General features: G+C 37.2%; 11 protein-coding genes. 6 read left to right on the plus strand and 5 right to left on the minus strand.

All coding sequences use genetic code 11. The annotated features are described in order from the left end of the window. The 3 genes from ON09_RS14080 to ON09_RS14090 all read right to left on the minus strand — a co-directional run. Window positions 1–237: hypothetical protein (locus ON09_RS14080; protein ID WP_010601707.1), on the minus strand; the 237-nt coding region annotated here is incomplete at its 3' end. A gap of 55 nt (window positions 238–292) precedes the next feature. Continuing rightward, window positions 293–721 (minus strand): EamA family transporter, encoded by a 429-nt coding sequence (locus ON09_RS14085; RefSeq protein WP_010601708.1) that lies wholly within the window; start codon window positions 719–721, stop codon window positions 293–295. 82 nt (window positions 722–803) lie between these two features. Then, the gene (locus ON09_RS14090; protein WP_010601709.1) at window positions 804–1298 is read right to left on the minus strand and encodes a cytidine deaminase; all 495 of its coding nucleotides are present in this window, start codon (window positions 1296–1298) and stop codon (window positions 804–806) included. Between the two features lie 147 nt (window positions 1299–1445). Between ON09_RS14090 and ON09_RS14095 the strand changes: the two genes are divergently transcribed. From ON09_RS14095 to ON09_RS14105, 3 genes are read left to right on the plus strand one after another with little or no spacing between them, the layout of a single operon-like run. Continuing rightward, a complete protein-coding gene (locus ON09_RS14095) occupies window positions 1446–6437 on the plus strand; it encodes a translocation/assembly module TamB domain-containing protein (RefSeq protein WP_010601710.1) in 4992 nt (1663 codons plus the stop codon). Continuing rightward, a complete protein-coding gene (gene tamL / locus ON09_RS14100) occupies window positions 6421–8721 on the plus strand; it encodes a translocation and assembly module lipoprotein TamL (RefSeq protein ID WP_010601711.1) in 2301 nt (766 codons plus the stop codon). The genes ON09_RS14095 and tamL overlap by 17 nt, the downstream gene beginning before the upstream one ends. A gap of 7 nt (window positions 8722–8728) precedes the next feature. Next, a complete protein-coding gene (locus ON09_RS14105) occupies window positions 8729–9757 on the plus strand; it encodes a YihY/virulence factor BrkB family protein (RefSeq protein ID WP_010601712.1) in 1029 nt (342 codons plus the stop codon). A gap of 32 nt (window positions 9758–9789) precedes the next feature. Here the strand turns inward: ON09_RS14105 and ON09_RS24295 are convergent, their stop codons facing one another. Beyond that, window positions 9790–11940, minus strand: coding sequence for an ATP-binding protein (locus ON09_RS24295; RefSeq protein ID WP_010601713.1), 2151 nt, complete (start codon window positions 11938–11940; stop codon window positions 9790–9792). Between the two features lie 40 nt (window positions 11941–11980). Beyond that, window positions 11981–13849, minus strand: a complete 1869-nt coding sequence (locus ON09_RS14115; RefSeq protein ID WP_010601714.1) for a DNA topoisomerase IV subunit B — start codon at window positions 13847–13849, stop codon at window positions 11981–11983. Window positions 13850–14206: 357 nt separating this feature from the next. Between ON09_RS14115 and ON09_RS14120 the strand changes: the two genes are divergently transcribed. The 3 genes from ON09_RS14120 (at window position 14207) to ON09_RS14135 (ending at window position 18846) form a co-directional block, all read left to right on the plus strand. Further along, window positions 14207–15541 carry an APC family permease gene (locus tag ON09_RS14120; protein WP_010601715.1) on the plus strand — a complete coding sequence of 445 codons (1335 nt, stop codon included), beginning with the start codon at window positions 14207–14209 and terminating at the stop codon, window positions 15539–15541. 446 nt (window positions 15542–15987) lie between these two features. Continuing rightward, window positions 15988–17322 (plus strand): MFS transporter, encoded by a 1335-nt coding sequence (locus ON09_RS14130; protein ID WP_010601717.1) that lies wholly within the window; start codon window positions 15988–15990, stop codon window positions 17320–17322. Between the two features lie 222 nt (window positions 17323–17544). Beyond that, complete coding sequence (locus ON09_RS14135) at window positions 17545–18846, plus strand: DEAD/DEAH box helicase (RefSeq protein WP_010601718.1); 1302 nt, start codon at window positions 17545–17547, stop codon at window positions 18844–18846. Window positions 18847–19079: the final 233 nt, after the last annotated feature.

A 19079-nucleotide genomic window follows, 5' to 3' on the forward strand; every position in this document is an offset into this window, starting at 1 on the left:
AAATGTTCCATCATTCTTATTTCTCCAACCATTCTGCAAGCCAAAATAATTATCGCTCAACTTATGATTGTATTTCAAAATCATTTCAATTGATGAAGGAATGCAGGAAGATGGATAAATCTGTTGATGTTTATTTACCGTTTCTAAAATTGAATGTCTTTGTTGGGCAATTGAACTAAAAGTTATTAAGCCAAAAGCTACCCATACACAAAGAGAGCGAAAAAGTAATGTCTTCATTGAGGATGATTAGATTTATTAAATGTAAACCTAATCATTCTATTCTCAAAGAAATTTATTCGCTTGAATCTGACAGGGCAATCAATACCGCTCCTGCAATCATTACCGTACCACCTACAACAAGTTGCCAGGTGATTTTTTCTTTCAAAAAAATAATGGATAGCACAATTGCAATCACCAGCGAAGTTCGCTCAATGGTTGCCACGTAAGATGCCGGCCCCATTGATAATGCTTTGTAAGAAAACAATGTAGATAGTGAGGTAAACACGCCTGCCGATAGAAGGAATATCCAGGCATTTTTTTCTATTCCTTTCCAATCGCTAAAATTTCCCTGATAAAACACTACGGCCCAGGTGATTAATAAAATCAATACTGCCTGAATCGCAAAAGCCAGACTCGAATCTACATTTTTCAATCCTGCTTTTGTGAGCACAATTACCAAAGCTGCTGAAATTGCGGCCAGCGCCGCCCATACAATCCACATAGTTATCTCTTTTCTACATAACAGCAGAAACCTTAAATAGATTGTAACAAAAAACAATAAGGCAATAACAGCTAAATCCTGTTTATGCTTTTACCGCCAGCCTATCTTCTACGAAGGAAAACGGCAACAGACTTTGAACACTTGGTACTTTTAAAATCTCACCGTTCAAACAATAAAAGATCACCTCAATGGGTGCCGATTGCTTACGCTCGAACTCAGCCATTACCTGCAGGCAACCGCCACAGGAAGTTACGGGTTTTAAAATTTCAAAAGCATCTGTTTGAGCGGTGATGGCCATACTTTCAATAACAGCATCTGGATAATTGGAGCCAATTGAAAATAGAGCTACGCGTTCAGCACATAAGCCTGATGGATAAGCAAGATTTTCCTGATTGCTACCCAGAATGATTTCTCCTGAGGCTATCCTGATTGCTGTACCCACTCTAAACTTTGAGTATGGAGAGTAAGAACCAGCCAATGCCTGTTCAGATAATTTGCAAAGTTCAGCATCATTTTCTTTCAATTCATCAATACCGGCGTACTGCTCGAAGCTTATATTAAGATTTAATAATTTCATTTTTAATTGATTATCAAACCGCCAATGTTAAATTTTTATAGCGGGCGAACAATTTAGTTTATTTTTTGTATTAAATATAAAATCTGCCATAAAATTAATTTTAATGGCATGCTTTTAGCATTTCACAACCACCAAACATGATCCGCTTTGAATAAATACGTACGTAAAAGTTTAAAAGTCCTGCTTTGGGTTATTGCCTCAATCATCATCCTTGTTGTTGGTATAGCCCTCTCGCTTAACATCCCTGCTGTACAAAATTTTGTGAAGGGTAAGGCTATTAATTACCTTAAAACCAAAACTAAAACAGAGGTCAGCCTTGAAAGTATTAAAATCGCTTTACCAAAAGATGTAGTACTAAACAAGTTTTATATTGAAGATTTAAAAGGCGACACCTTACTATATGCCGAAAAATTAGCGGTAGATATCAGCTTGTTCAAGCTGCTGAAAAATACAGTTGAAATCAACAACGTTGAACTAAAAAATATACGGGCCAATGTCAAAAGAATAAGTCCGGATACCACTTTTAATTTCTCTTTCCTGGTAGATGCTTTCATGAGCGACCAAAAAAAACCGGAAGAAAAGGTTGATAAGGATACTACTTCAACATTAAAATTTTCGGTTGATAAGGTTTCTTTCGAAGATATAGGTTTAACTTATCGTGATGATGTTGCAGGAAACGATGTTAAACTATATTTAGGTGCATTTAAAACGAAACTGAAAACTTTTGATTTAGCTGGTCAGCATTATGTTATAAAAGACTTAAGCCTAAATAATACTTCCCTCAGATATCTTCAGCAAAAACCTCTGGTAGAATTGGTTCAACATGTAACCAACAGCGTAGACAGTAGCCAGAAAGCTGCCGGAAAACTTCCTTTGATCGAGGTAGAAAATTTTGCTTTTAACAATGTCAAAGTAAATTACGATGATCAGATTTCAACAACCAAAGCCGTAGCTGATGTAAATGAGTTAGGCCTTGTTAACCTTAAGGTTGATTTAACCAACAGCAAATACACCGTTGAGGATGCAAAATTGAATAAATCAAATATTTTGTTTGCTTTCATGCCAGCTCCAAGTAACGATTTGAAAAAGGTAAAAGATACTGTAGTGCCTGAGAAATCGCCTTTGGGCTTAATGATTAAGAATATTAGCCTGGCAGACAACAACGTTCAGTTTGACAATTTGGGCGCAAAAGCCGCTCCTAAAGGAATGGATTTTAACCATTTAAAAATTACCGGACTAACATTTGGTGCAGGCGATGTCAGCTATAGTGCCGATGGAATAAAAGCCAACGTCAAAAATGGATCGTTAAGAGAGAAAAGTGGCTTTGCCTTAAATGAACTAAAAGGAAACGCGGTTTACAACGATAAACAAATTAAGCTGACCAACTTTGTTTTAAAAACGCCTAATACAACTATTGAAAATGCCACTGAGTTGAATTTTACGTCAATGGATGATTTAACAAAACATCCGGAAAGGGTAAAATTAGCTTTGAGCCTGAAAAACACTTCGATTGGTTTAAAAGATGCAGGTTATTTTAGTGATGCCATTCCAGCAAATTATCGCAATGAAAAAATCAAAATCAATGCAGATGTTAATGGATATTTAAATAACCTGAACATTCCCCGCTTACAAATTAGTGGATTAAAAAATACGCAGATTGATATTAGCGGTACCGCGAAAGGGCTGCCTGATATTAATAAAACCTTCCTCGATTTAAACATTAAAAAGCTTTATGTTACCAAGAGCGATATCCTGGTTGCCGTACCAAGAAAATCACTTCCGCCAAGCATCGAACTGCCAAATGTGATCAATGCAAAAGGAAAGTTTACAGGTTCCATGACGGATTTCAACACCAATATGAATATCCAAACGGATATGGGTGGGGCCATTTTAACAGCAGCCATGAAAGGCCCGAAAGGGAGAGAAAGTTATAAGGCAGATGTTGCTTTAAATAACTTCAATGTTGGTCGATTGTTGAAGATGCAACCTAAATTGGGGCGTGTTTCGGTAAAGGCCAATGTTGCCGGAACCGGATTGGACCCAAAAAAAATAAATGCAAAATTTAATGCCCGTGTTTTAAGTGCTTATTATAATAAATACACGTACCGCAATTTAAACCTTGCTGGTACTTATGCCAATCAAAATGTGGCCATTAAAGGCAGCATGCCAGATAGTAATGCTAATTTTGTACTTGATGCGAAAGCGAGTTTGGCGGGCAAATATCCTGCAGTAAAGGCTGATTTGAATTTAAAGTCGTTAAACCTTCAGGCCCTGAATTTCAGTCCAACTGTTTTAAGTGCTGCAGGTTTGGTAAAGGTTGATTTGAAAACAGCCGATGCCGATTATCTAAATGGTGCCGTGGATATTACAGGTTTACAACTTGTAAAAGATGCGCAAAGAATTAATGTTGATACCATTTCTGTTAGAGCGAAAACTACCGATACAGAAAATGAACTTACTTTGAAATCCGAAATTATATCGGCCAAAATTGATGGTAAATACCAGTTGACTAAAGTTGGCAGTGCAATCATCAATGAAATAAATAAATATTACGCTTTCGGTACGGTAACTAAAATTCCTGATCAGCGTTTGAGATTTGCAGTACAAATTTATGATTCTAAATTATTAAAACAGTTTGTGCCAGAATTAACGGTTTTCAAACAGTCTCAGTTTTATGGATTAATTGATACTCAAAAAGACAGCTTGCAAATTAAAGGGAACTTCCCACAAGTGGTTTATGGCGATTGTATAGTAGACACCACGGTTTTAAATATTAATAATGATAACAACAAACTGGCTTATGCATTAACTGTTAAAAGTTTGCAAAGCCCATCAGTTGCACTATTTAATACCGAAGTAAGCGGTGATGCAGCAAATAATAACTTAGGCGTAAACATATTCCTTCGCGATAGACAAAGAAAAGATAAATATGTAATTGGCGGAACATTTCAATCCATTAACAAGGATTTCAAGTTCAGCTTAGATCCTCAAAAATTACTGTTGGATTATCAGAAATGGGTAGTTTCTCAAGATAACTATATCCAGTTTGGCGCTTCTGGAATTTTGGTTAATCAGTTTCAAATCAGCAATAGTGGTCAATCTTTAGCTATTAATAGTAACCCTACGCAGCCAAATGCACCATTGTCGGTCGAATTTAAAGATTTTCAACTGGAAACTTTAACCAAGTTTGCCGAAACTGATACAACATTAGTTGGCGGTCGATTGAATGGAACAGCGAATGTAAAAGATTTGGCTTCTACACCAAAGTTCGAAGCAAATTTAACCATTGATCAATTGCGTTATCAAAAAGATGAACTTGGAACATTACGTGTTGCAGTGAACAACAATACCCAAAATGCTTTTGAAGTTAATGTTGCCCTATCAGGTGTGCATGAGTTAAGGGTAAATGGTTTTTATTATACGGCTCCGCAAAGCGCATTGGATTTAACGGTTAATATCGATAAAATAGAGATGAAAAACATTGAAAGTTTATCGCAAGGCCAACTGAAAAACGGAACAGGAACGTTAACCGGAGCACTTTCAGTTAAAGGTGCTTTAACTGCGCCAAAAATATTGGGCGACTTAACGTTCAATAATGCTGGTATAAATGTAGCTTATGTGAATTCTTATTTCCGTATGCCGAATGAAAAAATATCGTTCACTAATGAAGGGATTGCGTTCAATAACTTCACCATGCTGGATTCATTGAATCAAAAAGCGACTATCAATGGCAAGGTTTATACCACTGATTTTAAAAACTATCGCTTTGGTTTAGATATCAAGATGAATAATTTCAGGGCCATCAATTCTACCGCAGCCGATAATGATATGATTTACGGTACCGTGTTTTTAACCAGTGACATCAAAGTTAGGGGCGACTTAAATCAGCCCAATGTGAACATGAACATCACGGTAAATAAGGGAACTAAATTCTTCTTCGCATTGCCGACTAATGATCCATCAATCATCGATCAGGAAGGAATTGTTCAATTTATTGATGCAGATGCGCCACCATTTAATGGTCAGAAAGCTTTGAAGGTAGATAGCATCAGCAAGTCTCCGATTAAAGGGATAAACCTGGTTGCTGCAGTTAAAATTGATCCTGAAGCGGAATTAAATGTGGTTGTCGACCCTTCAACAGGCGATAATTTGAATGTACGAGGTGATGCCGATCTGAACGTTACCATGGATCCTTCTGGAAAAATCAGCATGACGGGTCGATACGAAATCGTAGATGGTTCATATAATCTGACCTTAGCAGTTGTTAAAAAACAATTCAAATTAGTTAAAGGAAGTAACATTGTATGGACCGGAGAGCCAACCTCTGCTAATGCTAACATAACAGCATTATACGAAGTGAACGCTGCGCCAATTGATTTATTAAATGATCCAGATAACTACGAAGCAAAGACAAAATTGCCTTTTCAGGTTTATTTGATGCTTAAAGGAGAATTGTTAAAACCAGTGATTTCATTTAAAATAGATTTACCTGAGAACGAACGGAATGCTTTGGGTGGACAAGTGAACACAAAATTGATTAATATAAATCGTGATGAGAGTGAGCTTAATAAACAGGTTTTCGCTTTGCTTGCATTGAACAGATTTATTGCCAATAATCCATTCCAGAGTTTAGCTGGCGGCGGAGGTGGCGTTTCAACACTTGCCCGTTCAAGCGTAAGCAAATTGCTTTCCGAACAGTTGAACAATCTGGCTTCTGATTTAATTCAGGGAGTAGAATTAAACTTTGGCGTTAATTCTTCAGAAGATTACTCTACCGGATCTCTTGAACAGAAAACAGATTTAGAAGTTGGTTTATCTAAAAAATTATTAAATGATCGATTAACAGTTACAGTAGGAAGTTCATTTGCACTCGAAGGCCCACAAGCGCCAGGAGAAAAATCGACAGATATCGCCGGAAATGTGAATGTAGAATATGCCCTATCTGCCGATGGAAGATATCGACTTAGGGCTTACAGACGTAATCAAAACGACGTTATTGTACAAGGACAAATTATTGAGACAGGTTTAGGATTTACCTTAGTTGTAGATTACAACAAATTCAGGGAGATATTCCAGAAGAAACGAAATAGAAGAACAAGAAACATTGAACAGAAAGCACAAGATGAGAAAACTAACTAGACCTATTTTATTTGTATTGGCCTGTTTAGTTTATGCGGGCTGTAGCAGTACGAAATCCCTAAAACCCGGACAGATTTTATATACTGGAGCAGACATTATTATTAATCCTGATTCTTCGGGAAAAATTGATGATGAGAAACAGGTAAAGGCAGATCTGAAAAGTAAAACCAGGCCTCGCCCCAACAATAAATTGAAACTTGCCATTTATAATTTTGCGGGTGAACCTAAAAAACCAAAAGGCTTAAGAAACTGGATTAGAAAAAAAGGTGAACCGCCTGTGCTGCTAAGTGAGGTTAAATTGAAATACAATAATGATGTATTAACCAGTTATCTGTTAAGTGAGGGTTACCTGCAAGCTGCAGTAACCGGTGATACAGTAGTAAAGGATAAAAAAGGTAAGGCAATTTATACTGCAGTTACCGGCGAAAGATATAAAATCAATAAAGTTACCTTTCCGCCAGATTCAGGTGTATTAACCAGAATCATTAATGCCAATAAAGATAAATCTTTACTTAAAGTTGGCGACTTTTATGACTTAGACGTTTACAAAAATGAACGCGTAAGAATCGACAATGATTTAAAAGAGAACGGGTATTTTTACTTCAGTCCTGATTATTTAATTATGCAGGTGGATAGTACCATTGGCAAAAACCTGGTAAATGTTACGGTGAAAGTTAAAGATATTGCACCTGATGCAGGCCTGAAACCTTATACCATTAAAAACATCAACATCTATCCTAATTATTCCTTGCGCAGAGATTCCACGCTCCGTCAGTTAAAACCTTTGCAGTATCACGATTTTAATATTTATGATGATCGTAATACATTCAAACCAAGATTATTTGATCGATTGGTGTTCTTTCAAAAAGGAGAAGTTTACAACCGTAAAGACCATAACCAATCATTAAACCGAATGGTAAATGTTGGGGCTTTTCAGGATGTAAGGGCAGAATTTTTACCACTTGACAGTTTCAAAAACAATCAGCTCGATTTAAATATCTACTTAACCCCATTGAAGAAAAACTCGCTTTCATTCTCTGTTACGGGAACCAGCAAATCGAACAATTTTGTGGGCTCGGAAGTTAAAGTTACCCAAACAACCAGAAACCTTTTTAGGGGTGCTGAGCAACTGGATTTAAGTGTTAGCGGTGGTTTTGAAACGCAAACGAGAGGCACCTCTTTGGGCAGAAATTCACTTTCTTTAACTGCAGAAGGTAAATTGACCTTCCCTAGGTTTATCGTACCGTTTTACAAACCGAACAGTACCACAGCATTTATACCGAAAACAATTGCTTCATTGTCTTACCAAATGTTAAATCGTGGTTCTGAGTATACCTTACACGCTTTCAAAGGAGAATTTGGTTATAATTTTAAAGAAAATCAATACAAGGAACATAATTTGAATCCTATATCTGTGAGTTATATATCTACCGGTTTTCCATCCACAAAAACCAGAGATAGCTTATATGAAGTAAACCCACTTCTAAGAACAACTTTGGAGAACCAATTCATCATTGGAAGTAATTACAATTTTACCTACACCAACCAAATGGAAACCAACCGCAGAAACAATACTTTCTTCTACGGTGCTATTGAAACTGGTGGTAACTTATGGGGAACATTTGTACCGAAAGATGCTGAAGGAAAACGTTCGATTTTTAATGTGCCTTTATCTCAATTTGTAAGGTTAGAGGCTGATTTAAGAGATTACTACAAGATAACCAGAAACCTAACCTGGGCCAACCGGTTGAATGTTGGTTATGGATACGCCTATGGCAATAGTACTTCTTTGCCATTTGTTAGGCAATTTTTTGCTGGCGGAAGTAACGACATCAGGGCGTTTCCAGCCAGAACATTAGGCCCGGGAACTTATAAAGTACCAGATGACGCTATTTTTGCCGATCAGGGCGGAGATATTAAGTTAATGCTTAATTCAGAACTTAGGTTTAAACTGGTAAGCATTTTATACGGTGCCTTATTCGTAGATGCGGGTAACGTTTGGCTACGTAAAGAAGATACTGGTATACCTGGAACAACGAATAATGGGCGGCCAGGTTCGGAATTTAAACTTAAAAACGCACTTAGCGAATTAGCCGTGGGAACGGGAGCAGGTTTACGTGTAGATGCCACTATTTTCGTGATCAGGTTAGATGTCGCATTTCCTGTTCGTAAGCCTTACCTGGCAGAAGGCCAGAGATGGGTATTTGATGATATTGCCTTTGGCAATAAAGACTGGCGCAGACAAAATTTAATTTTTAATATCGGGATAGGTTATCCATTTTAGTTTTTCAATGAAAGTAATCAAGAAGATCAAGCATTTTTTTATAGCACTTTATCATCTTTTTATAGCTGCCGGAAAGGGTTTTGCTGAAGACAGAATTACTAAACTGAGTGCTTCGTTAGCTTACTATACTATATTTTCACTCACACCATTAATCATCATTATTCTATCGGCTGCCACTATTTTTTTAAGCGATAAAAGTAATACCGATACTCACAATAAGTTCTTCGCCCAGGTTACCGACATGGTTGGTCCTGATGCTGCTTCGCAAATACAAAGTTTTGTGGAGCATTCTACCAAAAGTGGTCAATCAACCATTGGTTTAATTATTGGTATTGCCACCTTGATATTTGGTTCGACAGCAATTTTTATCGAAATACAAGATAGTATTAACCTGATCTGGAAGGTAAAAGCAATCCCTAAAAAAGGCTGGCTAAAAATGATTACCAACAGGCTTTTATCCTTTTCGCTTATTGTTTCGATGGGATTTTTGCTTCTCGTATCGCTTGTGGTAAATACTGTGGTGGTAGGTCTTGGTGACAAGTTGATTTCTTTATTATCAGAAACCCAAATTGATAAGGTAGTACCCGTAGCTGACGATACTATGGCATTGCTTATTTACATCTTAAATAATGTGATTACATTGGCTGCAGTCACGGCAGTTTTTACTATAATTTTCAAAGTGCTGCCCGATGTAGTCATTAAATGGAAATCGGCTATTATTGGTGCATTATTCACAGCGGTACTTTTTAGCTTGGGTAAATATCTGATTGGCATTTATATCGAAAAAGGAAACCCCGGATCAGCATTTGGTGCCGCCAGTTCAATTATTGTTATCCTCCTTTGGATTTACTACACTTCTATTATTTTATATTTCGGAGCAGAATTTACACAGGCTTATGCAGAAAAATACGATGGTGGTATTGCCCCAAGTAAATATGCTGTATTTACAAAAATCACAATTGTAGAGAAAAAAGTTGATGTATTACCGCCGCAACATCCAGAAGATACCGTGAACGCACCTGATAAAAGTCTTTAGACGCTAGCCTAATTTTTGGGGTGATAGCTAATTTACTTTCTGATAAACTTCACAATTTTTTCCAGTAATTCCTGTTCCAGAAAAGGCTTTAACACCAGTTCGTCCATTCCGGAAGCTAAGTATTTTTTGCGGTCTTCCTGCATCACGTTCGCCGTAACACCTAAAATTGGTGTAACCTTTCTGATCACATCTTCGCTGCTTCTAATTTTTTGTGTTAGCTCTATCCCTCCCATTTCCGGCATTTGAATATCAGTTAAAATGATGTCATACACGTTTTCACTGAATAACTCAAATGCTTCCTTTCCATTGTATGCTGCATCAAACTCAACTTTGTGTTTTTTCAAAATGGTACTGGCCAGCAAAATATTCAGCATGTTATCATCGGCCAGTAAAACCCGTTTGCCTTCCAAAACCTGAGCTTCAATGCCAAGTGTTGAAACTGGTGCTCCTTCTGTTTCAGGCTTTGCTGCATTCTGGTACGGCAGTTCAAACGAGAAAGTAGAGCCTTTTCTTTCCACACTTTTAACCGAAATAGTTCCACCTTGAAACTCAACAATTTTCTTACAGATGGCTAAACCCAGGCCAGTACCCTGCTGCTTTTCTTTCGTCGAAGAATAGTAAACCTGTGCAAATTCATCAAAGATGATTTTTTGATCCACCTGATTAATCCCCATACCTGTATCGGTGATACTGACATTTAATTTCGATCCGGTAGCATTAGTAGCGATTAAACTTGCGGTTAGCGTTACTTTTCCTTCGCTGGTAAATTTAATTGCATTACTTAATAAATTCATCACCACCTGCTTCAGCCTGAGCGGATCTCCTAAAATAAATCTATCGCTGGCAATATCCATGTCCATTACAAAACCTATCCCCTTTTTATCAGCCTGGATTTTCATGCTATCAAAAACATCCTTAATCGCAATCGCGGGCGAAAAGGGTACTTGCTCCATAGCAACCTTGCCCGTTTCATATTTCGAAAAATCGAGAATATCATTCACCACATCAAGTAGCATTACGGATGAATTTCTGATGGCACCAATCTGCTCCCTTTGTTCCGTCTGTAAATCAACTTTAGTTAATTGTTCAGAAAAACCAACAATAGAATTTAGTGGCGTTCTTATCTCATGACTCATATTCGCCAGAAAACGACTTTTCGATAAGGCATACAATGATGCTTTATCGCTATATTCAATTAATGCTTTTTCATTCTTATAGAAATTAAAAACCATATATAACACAAACAGAACCAAGCCACCCGACAAGAATAGCAAAACCCAGGTAAAGCGATCGAGGTTTTCGACTGTGTTAAATGTTGTATTGCTAACTATTTGTTGCACTGATGCATAATAATCATTTTCACTAATCTTGTATTGCTTTAAACCGTTAACAATAGTCAAAATTAAACGATGATTGACATCGAGCAATTGTTTTTCCTTGGTTTTAAGTTGTTTGTTGGTACGATAAAGCTTTAAATAATAATCATTAATGGCTTTAAGTTGAAGTTTGTTGTAGGCAAGGTTGAGTGAAGAGGTATCGGCTGTAATAATTGTTTTAATAAATGTTAATCTGGAACTGTCAGCAGCAGCAGCCTTAGTTTCTTTGTTATTGATAGCTGCCATGATTCGTCCAAAAAACTTCTTTTTAGGCTGGGTTGTAACTTTTGGCTTTAGCGTGTCAATTCTAACAATACTTTTAAATTGTCTGGCTGTAAAAAGTTTACTTTTCGGATTAATTTTCTCGACATCTTTATCAACTTCCACTGAGAAATTAATTAAACTGTCTGATAATCTTTTAAGCTGAATGAATTGTGTAGTACGAAGTTTCTTTTGCTTGATCAGCGCATCAAAACTATCTGATGAAAATGCGTGTTCTTTTGCATTTTGCTGCTCAATCGTATCCATAATTAAGGAGATCTCCTTAATTTCATCTACAAACTGGTTATAATAATTCCGCTCCCCACTCACCACATACATTCTGCAGCTATTCTCTGCATTGTAAAGTTTAAAGATACAGCTGTCGAGTTTTGTAAAATCATTCTTCACCTGAACAATTTTATTTACCGATTTTAATAGTGGTATTTTAGAAAAATTAACGAATAACCCTGCAGTTATTCCAAAAATGGCTAAAATTAAAAATACAACTATTAAATATTTTCCTGCTGAACTTTTAGTGGGTTTCAATTTGCGTTGATTTAATTCGCGATTACATCAACGCCGAATTTTATGCTACTTCATCAATTATTTTGGGTTCCTCTTCTACCTCGTCTTTTTCCACACGCAGATTTTTGATGATGTGTTGCTGCCTGTCCGGAGTGTTTTTACCCATGTAGTATTCCAGCAAACTTTTAATGGTTTGATCTTTTAAAATAACAGGATCGAGCCTGATATCTTTACCAATAAACAAACCAAATTCATCAGGAGAAATCTCTCCCAATCCTTTAAAACGAGTAATTTCTGGTTTGTTCCCTAATTTTTCGATGGCATTTCGGCGCTCTTCATCGCTATAACAATAAATGGTTTCCTTTTTATTTCGAACCCTGAACAAAGGGGTTTGTAAAATGTATACATGTCCTGCTTTTACTAAATCAGGGAAAAACTGAAGAAAGAAAGTCATCATCAATAACCTGATGTGCATTCCATCCACATCGGCATCGGTAGCGATCACAATGTTATTGTAGTGCAAACCTTCCAGGCCATCTTCAATGTTTAAAGCGTGTTGCAATAAATTAAATTCTTCATTTTCGTAAACCACTTTTTTGGTAAGCTCATAGCAGTTAAGTGGCTTACCTTTTAAGCTGAAAACGGCCTGGCAATCTACATCACGGGATTTTGTGATAGAACCCGAAGCAGAATCTCCCTCAGTAATAAAAAGGGTAGTCTCATAACGTTTCTCATGTGTAGAATTGAAATGAACCTTACAATCGCGGAGTTTTTTATTATGCAATGAAGCTTTCTTAGCCCTATCGTTTGCCAGTTTTTTAATTCCGGCAATGTCTTTACGCTCTCTTTCTGATTGATTGATACGTTTCAGCAAGGCATCGGCAACATCTGGGTTTTTATGCAGATAATCATCCAATTCCTTTTTAACAAAATCATTAATAAAGGTCGCCACAGATGGCCCTTCAGGTCCCATATTTTGCGAACCAAGCTTTGTTTTGGTCTGCGATTCGAAAACAGGTTCCTGCACACGAACGGAGATGGCAGCAATAATGGATGAGCGGACATCAGAAGCATCGAATTCTTTTTTGAAAAACTCCCTAACGGTTTTTACCACCGCGGCCCTGAAAGCTGCCTGGTGTGTTCCCCCCTGTGTAGTGTGCTGGCCATTAACAAAAGAATGATAATCTTCTCCATATTGCTGCCCATGTGTCATCGCAATTTCGATATCATTACCAATCATGTGAATAATTGGGTAACGAATTTCTTCTGGCTTATTAAATTTAGAAAGCAAATCATAAAGACCTCTTTCTGAGAAATATTTCTGATTGTTGAAGTTAACTGTAAGGCCGGTATTTAGGAATACATAATTCCAAACCATACTCTCTACAAAATCAGGGATATAATGGTAGTTTCTAAAAATGGTTTCGTCAGGATAAAAGGTTATGGCTGTTCCATTACGCTGCGTGGTATCAATTACCGGTTGTTCGTTTACAATTTCTCCTTTAGAAAACTCAACTTTCTTTGTTTTACCGTCGCGGTAAGATTGTACGGTAAAACTTGTAGACAAAGCATTCACCGCTTTTGTACCCACACCATTTAATCCAACTGATTTTTGAAAGGCATTACTATCGTACTTACCACCAGTGTTTATTTTGCTTACGCAATCAATAACTTTTCCTAACGGAATACCACGACCGTAATCGCGAACGTTTATTTTTTGTTCCGAAACAGTAATTTCGATGGTTTTTCCTGTACCCATCACAAACTCATCGATAGAGTTATCTACAATTTCCTTTAACAAAACATAAATTCCATCATCTTGCGCAGAGCCATCACCAAGCTTACCGATATACATACCGGGGCGTAGTCTGATGTGTTCCTTCCAGTCTAATGATCGAATACTGTCGTCGTTATAAATTACTTCTGCCATAAGGTTGCTTATTTTTTATCAGGTTGTTTGAACTTTGTTTTATACAAAGCAGCCATACCGAGGGATGTTCGGAGCAAGCTTTAACGTTCAACATGACAAGTATTTAGGAATGATTTGATATCGGGAATTTAAAAAATTGTTGGTGTTTAATTTTGCAAATTCCGGGTAGCAAAAATTATTATGCAATAATAGATTTATTCTTTGATGCTCGCAAAATAAAATTTCAACAAAAAGACAGGAAAATTTTGAAAGTAAAATGGATGAAGAACGAATACGAATCCATGGTCATCTATGATCTAGCATCTCACATCACCCATAATTTCCTTATCTTCAACCCGTCAATTTATTATTCCCTTAATGCAACAGAAAAAGCAACTTTCGCTCTTCGATTTATCTATGATTGTGGTCAGTTTAGTAATCGGAATGGGCATTTTTCGCACACCGGTAAATGTGGCCGCAAAAGCTCAAATTCCTGAATTATTTTATCTGGCTTGGTTTATTGGCGGTTTTGTAGCGTTCTGTGGTGCTTTAACTTATGCAGAAATCGGATCTCGTTACCCGGTTACTGGTGGTTACTATAAAATTTTCTCCAAAGCTTACCACCCATCAATTGCTTTTGCCATTAATTGTATTGTATTAATTTCTAGTGCGGCATCGGTAGCAGCAATTTCCATTATAGGTGCTGAATATCTGAGCAAAATTATTTTACCTGTAGAAATGCAGAATGAAACCTATCGTGTCGCAATTGCCATCGCCACAATACTATTATTTTACCTGATTAATCTGCTAGGCTTAAAAGCGAGTTCTAAAACCCAAAATGTATTAACCATTATTAAAATAGGCTTAATCCTGATCTTAATCTGCGCAATTTTCTTTGCTGAAACCACGCAAATCATTACACCAGTTTTCAAGACCGCAAACAATACTTTGCCAAGCTGGGCAGATTATGGAAAAGCTTTAGGCTTATGTTTGATTGCCGTTTCATTTTCATATGCTGGTTATGCGCAAACCATAAATTTTGGAGGCGAAGTTACCGAAGCGAAAAAAGTAATTCCACGTTCTATTATTATCGGCTTAACGATAATTGTAATCCTTTACATGGCCTTGAACTATGTTTATGTACAGGTTATTGGTTTCGAAGAACTAAAAACTGCTGAAAGTATTGCCGCAATCCTGGCGTCGAAAATATTCGGACCAGCGGGTTTCAAAATGCTTTCAGTAATTATTTTTGTTTCAGTAATGGGTTATGTGAATGTTAATTTATTAAGCAACCCAAGAGCCATGTTTGCCATGGGTGAAGAAGGCGCCTTACCAAAAGTATTCGCCCGAATGAACAAAAAAGAAGTAATTAGCGTTAGCCTAACCGTTTTTTCGCTTGTTGCAGTTGTTATAATTTTCTTTGCCAAAACTTTCGATAAAATTTTAAACTACACCATTTTTTTAGAAAGCATCAGCATGGCAAGTTCTGCTGCAACAATTTTTATACTACGAAAACGCACCGCAAACTTAGATAATAAAACCATTTACACGGTTCCGCTTTATCCAATATTGCCAGTAATTTTTATTGCTGCCTATACATTTGTGGCTTTTAGCATTTATGCTGATGACCCAAACGCAGCCCTAAACGGCTTATATATTTTTATTGGTTTTCTAATTATCTATTTTATCAGCAAGGTGTTTACCAGAAAATAAAATCTGTTTAAAAAATTTAGAAAAGCAATGGCTGTGCTTATCGGCTTCGATAGTCCCGCCATACACTACAATCTTTTTGAAATCTATCGCCCTCATTAACTTATTTTTATGGAAGGGGAACGATGAAGCATTTTACTACTACAATTTTACAAAAAGTATTTTCGTTGCTGTCGGGTTTAGATGGCAAATTACGCCGCAATGGTTAAATAAAACCCTAAATTGCAGTGCTAATCTGATTGATGAAACTGAGGGATTTAGTTTAAGCGACCAACCGAAAATAGCAAGGTTAACCTGCCTAAAACAAACCTGATTGGAGTGAACATCCCGTTAATCTGCAGTAGATTCAGCACAGAAAGCCATCGGGATAAAACGAAAAGCAGGACTATCGCAACCAAATATTACAGGAATTTGCTTTACAAAATAGAAAGTATAATTTTAACCTATTAATGAACAAAACACTCTCACTCAAGCAAGAAATTGCTTACGCTGCCGGTATGATTGGCTGGAGTACCATGACGAACATTATCATCGTGATGCTCCCCTATTTTTACTTGCCACCGAGCAATGCTGGTTTGCCGCCGCTGGTTCCTCAACTTGTTTTTTTAGGATTGTTCAATATTTTATCCATCATTGCAGCGTCGGGCAGATTGGTTGACGCGATTTTCGACCCTTTTATCGCATCTAGAAGCGATGCAAGTCAAAACCCTAACGGACGAAGAATGCCGTTTATGAAATGGGCAATTATTCCATCGATAATTTTTTGCGGACTGGTTTTTTATCCGATTAATAAAGAAGAAAGTTTGCATAACGCCTGGTGGCTAACCATTACGCTTTGTTTATTTTTTGTTTCGGTTACCACCTATATTATTCCTTACAACGCACTTTTGGCTGAAGTTACCCATACGCCAAGGCAAAAAGTTAAATTATCTAGTTATCAGCAAGTGGGTTTTGTTATCGGGATTATTCTGTCGGCCTGCACCAACAATTTTGCTGATTTGGTTCAAATGAACTTTGTAATTGCTAACCGCAGCGAGGCCGTACAAATAGCCATCTGGGGTCTATGTATTTTATCTGGCTTGGTGATGTTGCTGCCTGTATTTTTCATAAACGAGAAAGAATTTTCTGTGGCTAAACCCACGCATATTCCACTATGGCCAGCCATTAAAAATACTTTTAAGAATAGCAATTTTAAATATTATCTAGTTTCAGATTTTGCCTTTTACACCGCTTTAAGTATTATTTCTAGTGGCTTATTGTATTTCTGTACAGTACTTTTAGGCTTAGATGAATCTCAAGGCGGAAAATTTATGGGCGTTATGGTCTTAGCTTCATTAATTTTTTATCCTGTGGTTAATTTCGGCTCGGCTAAATTTGGCAAAAAACCGTTCGTGCTTTCTGCCTTCGTTGTTTTATGTTTAATATTTGTTACTATTTTTTTCTTAGGCAGATTACCTTTGTTACCTAGCACCCAACTTTACATCCTGGTTTTGTCGGCATCATTTCCTTTGGCTGCATTAGGAATTTTGCCTAATGCTATTTTAGCAGACATTGCTCAAAAAGACACCATAGAAAGTGGCGAAAACCACGAAGGGATGTTTTTTGCCGTTAAATATTTGTTTGTAAAACTCGGACAAACTTTGGGTATTGCCATTTTTGCCATGCTAACCATTTACGGTAAAGATCCTGGAAATGATTTTGGTCTACGCCTTAATGGAATTGTTGGTTTCGGTTTGTGCTTGGTTGCATTAATTTGCTTTAGCAGGTTTAGAGAAGAGAAATAGTTGAATGATAGGATGATTGACTGATGGTATGATTGAATGAAGGAATAACCAACACAAATTCATTCATTCAAAATTCACGCCTTCAATCATTTTATTTATGTATCTTTGCCGCTGAAGCAGGAATAAGGGCTTGCCATTCTGAATGGCATATTCTCTCCGCAAGTTAGTCCTTCAACAATTGATTGTTCTAGCTTCTTCGATAAATATTACAAAAAAACATACATGTTATTCAAAGAATTAAACCTCATTGAGCCAATTTTAAAGGCCCTTGAGAAAGAAGGTTATACACAACCTACACCAATACAGGAGCAATCCATCCCAACAATATTAAAAGGAAAAGATTTATTAGGTTGCGCACAAACAGGTACGGGTAAAACTGCTGCTTTCGCCATCCCGATGTTGCAATTACTGCACGAAAAACACATCAATACTAAAGCAACAAAAAATATAAAAGCTTTGGTTTTAACACCAACACGTGAGCTTGCCATTCAAATTGAAGAAAGTTTTAAAGCTTACGGTAGTAATTTAAATTTACGTCACTTAGTTATTTTTGGTGGTGTAAACCAACACTCGCAAGTGGAAGCTTTGCGTAAAGGCGTTGATATTTTGGTGGCTACACCTGGTCGTTTATTAGATTTAATGAACCAGGGTTTTATCACTTTAAACACCATCGAACTTTTTGTTTTAGATGAAGCAGATAGAATGTTGGATATGGGTTTTATCCACGATGTGAAAAGAGTGGTGGCCAAGTTGCCTGCAAAACGCCAGACTTTATTTTTCTCGGCTACTATGCCCGATGAAATCCAGAAGCTAGCCAACACCATTTTATCCAGCCCTACGAAAGTAGAAGTTACACCAATTTCTTCTACTGCAGAAACTATTGTCCAATCTGTTTATTTTGTTGATAAGCCGGATAAAAAGAAGTTATTGATTCATCTTTTAGAAGATAAGAACATTCAAACCGCTTTAGTTTTTACACGCACTAAACATGGTGCAGATCGGATTGTAAAAGATTTAGGTCACTCTGGAATTAAAGCTGCCGCAATTCACGGTAATAAATCGCAAAATGCCCGTCAACGTGCTTTAACCGATTTTAAAGATAGAAAAATACGCGTTTTAGTGGCAACCGATATTGCTGCCCGTGGTATCGATATCGACCAGTTATCTCACGTTTTCAATTTCGAATTACCAAATATTCCAGAATCTTATGTACACCGCATTGGTCGTACTGGTCGTGCAGGTGCAAACGGAATTGCCATATCGTTCTGCGATGCGGAAGAAAATGAATATTTACTGGATATCCAGAAACTGATTAAAATCACTTTACCGATTGTAGATGACCATCCTTATCCTCTAAGCTGGGAAAATATGCTGGCCAAAAACCAGGTTAAACGCAAACCTCAGGCGCAATCGAAAGGTGGCGGTGGTAAAAAAGGTAACGGCGACGGAAACATGAGCGGCAAACCTCGTAATGCTAGTAATAACAGAAGGTTTGGTGGAAATAGAAGAAAAGCTGAAAGGTAAAAGGCTAAAGCAGAAAGACCAAAGCGGAAAGCTGCTTTGCAAATTACTGAAAAACCGAGTTGTAAGTTACAGCTCGGTTTTTTTTATCCGTCGGCTGAAGCCGGACGGCAATGAACTGACCAATCGCTATCATAAACCTTAAACAAACGGTCGTCATTGCGAGGTACGAAGCAATCTTACTACTAAATGTTTATAGCACTTCATTGAGATTGCTTCTTACCTCGCAATGACGA

This window comes from Pedobacter agri PB92, from assembly GCF_000258495.1.
GTDB classification, from domain to species: Bacteria; Bacteroidota; Bacteroidia; order Sphingobacteriales; family Sphingobacteriaceae; genus Pedobacter; species Pedobacter agri.

What these genes read in the sequence shown, in the direction of transcription:
- ON09_RS14085 (WP_010601708.1), bottom strand. Translation starts at nt 721, where the DNA reads ATGTGGATTGTATGGGCGGCGCTGGCCGCAATTTCAGCAGCTTTGGTA.
- ON09_RS14090 (WP_010601709.1), bottom strand. Translation starts at nt 1,298, where the DNA reads ATGAAATTATTAAATCTTAATATAAGCTTCGAGCAGTACGCCGGTATT.
- tamL (WP_010601711.1), top strand. Translation starts at nt 6,421, where the DNA reads ATGAGAAAACTAACTAGACCTATTTTATTTGTATTGGCCTGTTTAGTT.
- ON09_RS14105 (WP_010601712.1), top strand. Translation starts at nt 8,729, where the DNA reads ATGAAAGTAATCAAGAAGATCAAGCATTTTTTTATAGCACTTTATCAT.
- ON09_RS14115 (WP_010601714.1), bottom strand. Translation starts at nt 13,849, where the DNA reads ATGGCAGAAGTAATTTATAACGACGACAGTATTCGATCATTAGACTGG.
- ON09_RS14120 (WP_010601715.1), top strand. Translation starts at nt 14,207, where the DNA reads ATGCAACAGAAAAAGCAACTTTCGCTCTTCGATTTATCTATGATTGTG.
- ON09_RS14130 (WP_010601717.1), top strand. Translation starts at nt 15,988, where the DNA reads ATGAACAAAACACTCTCACTCAAGCAAGAAATTGCTTACGCTGCCGGT.
- ON09_RS14135 (WP_010601718.1), top strand. Translation starts at nt 17,545, where the DNA reads ATGTTATTCAAAGAATTAAACCTCATTGAGCCAATTTTAAAGGCCCTT.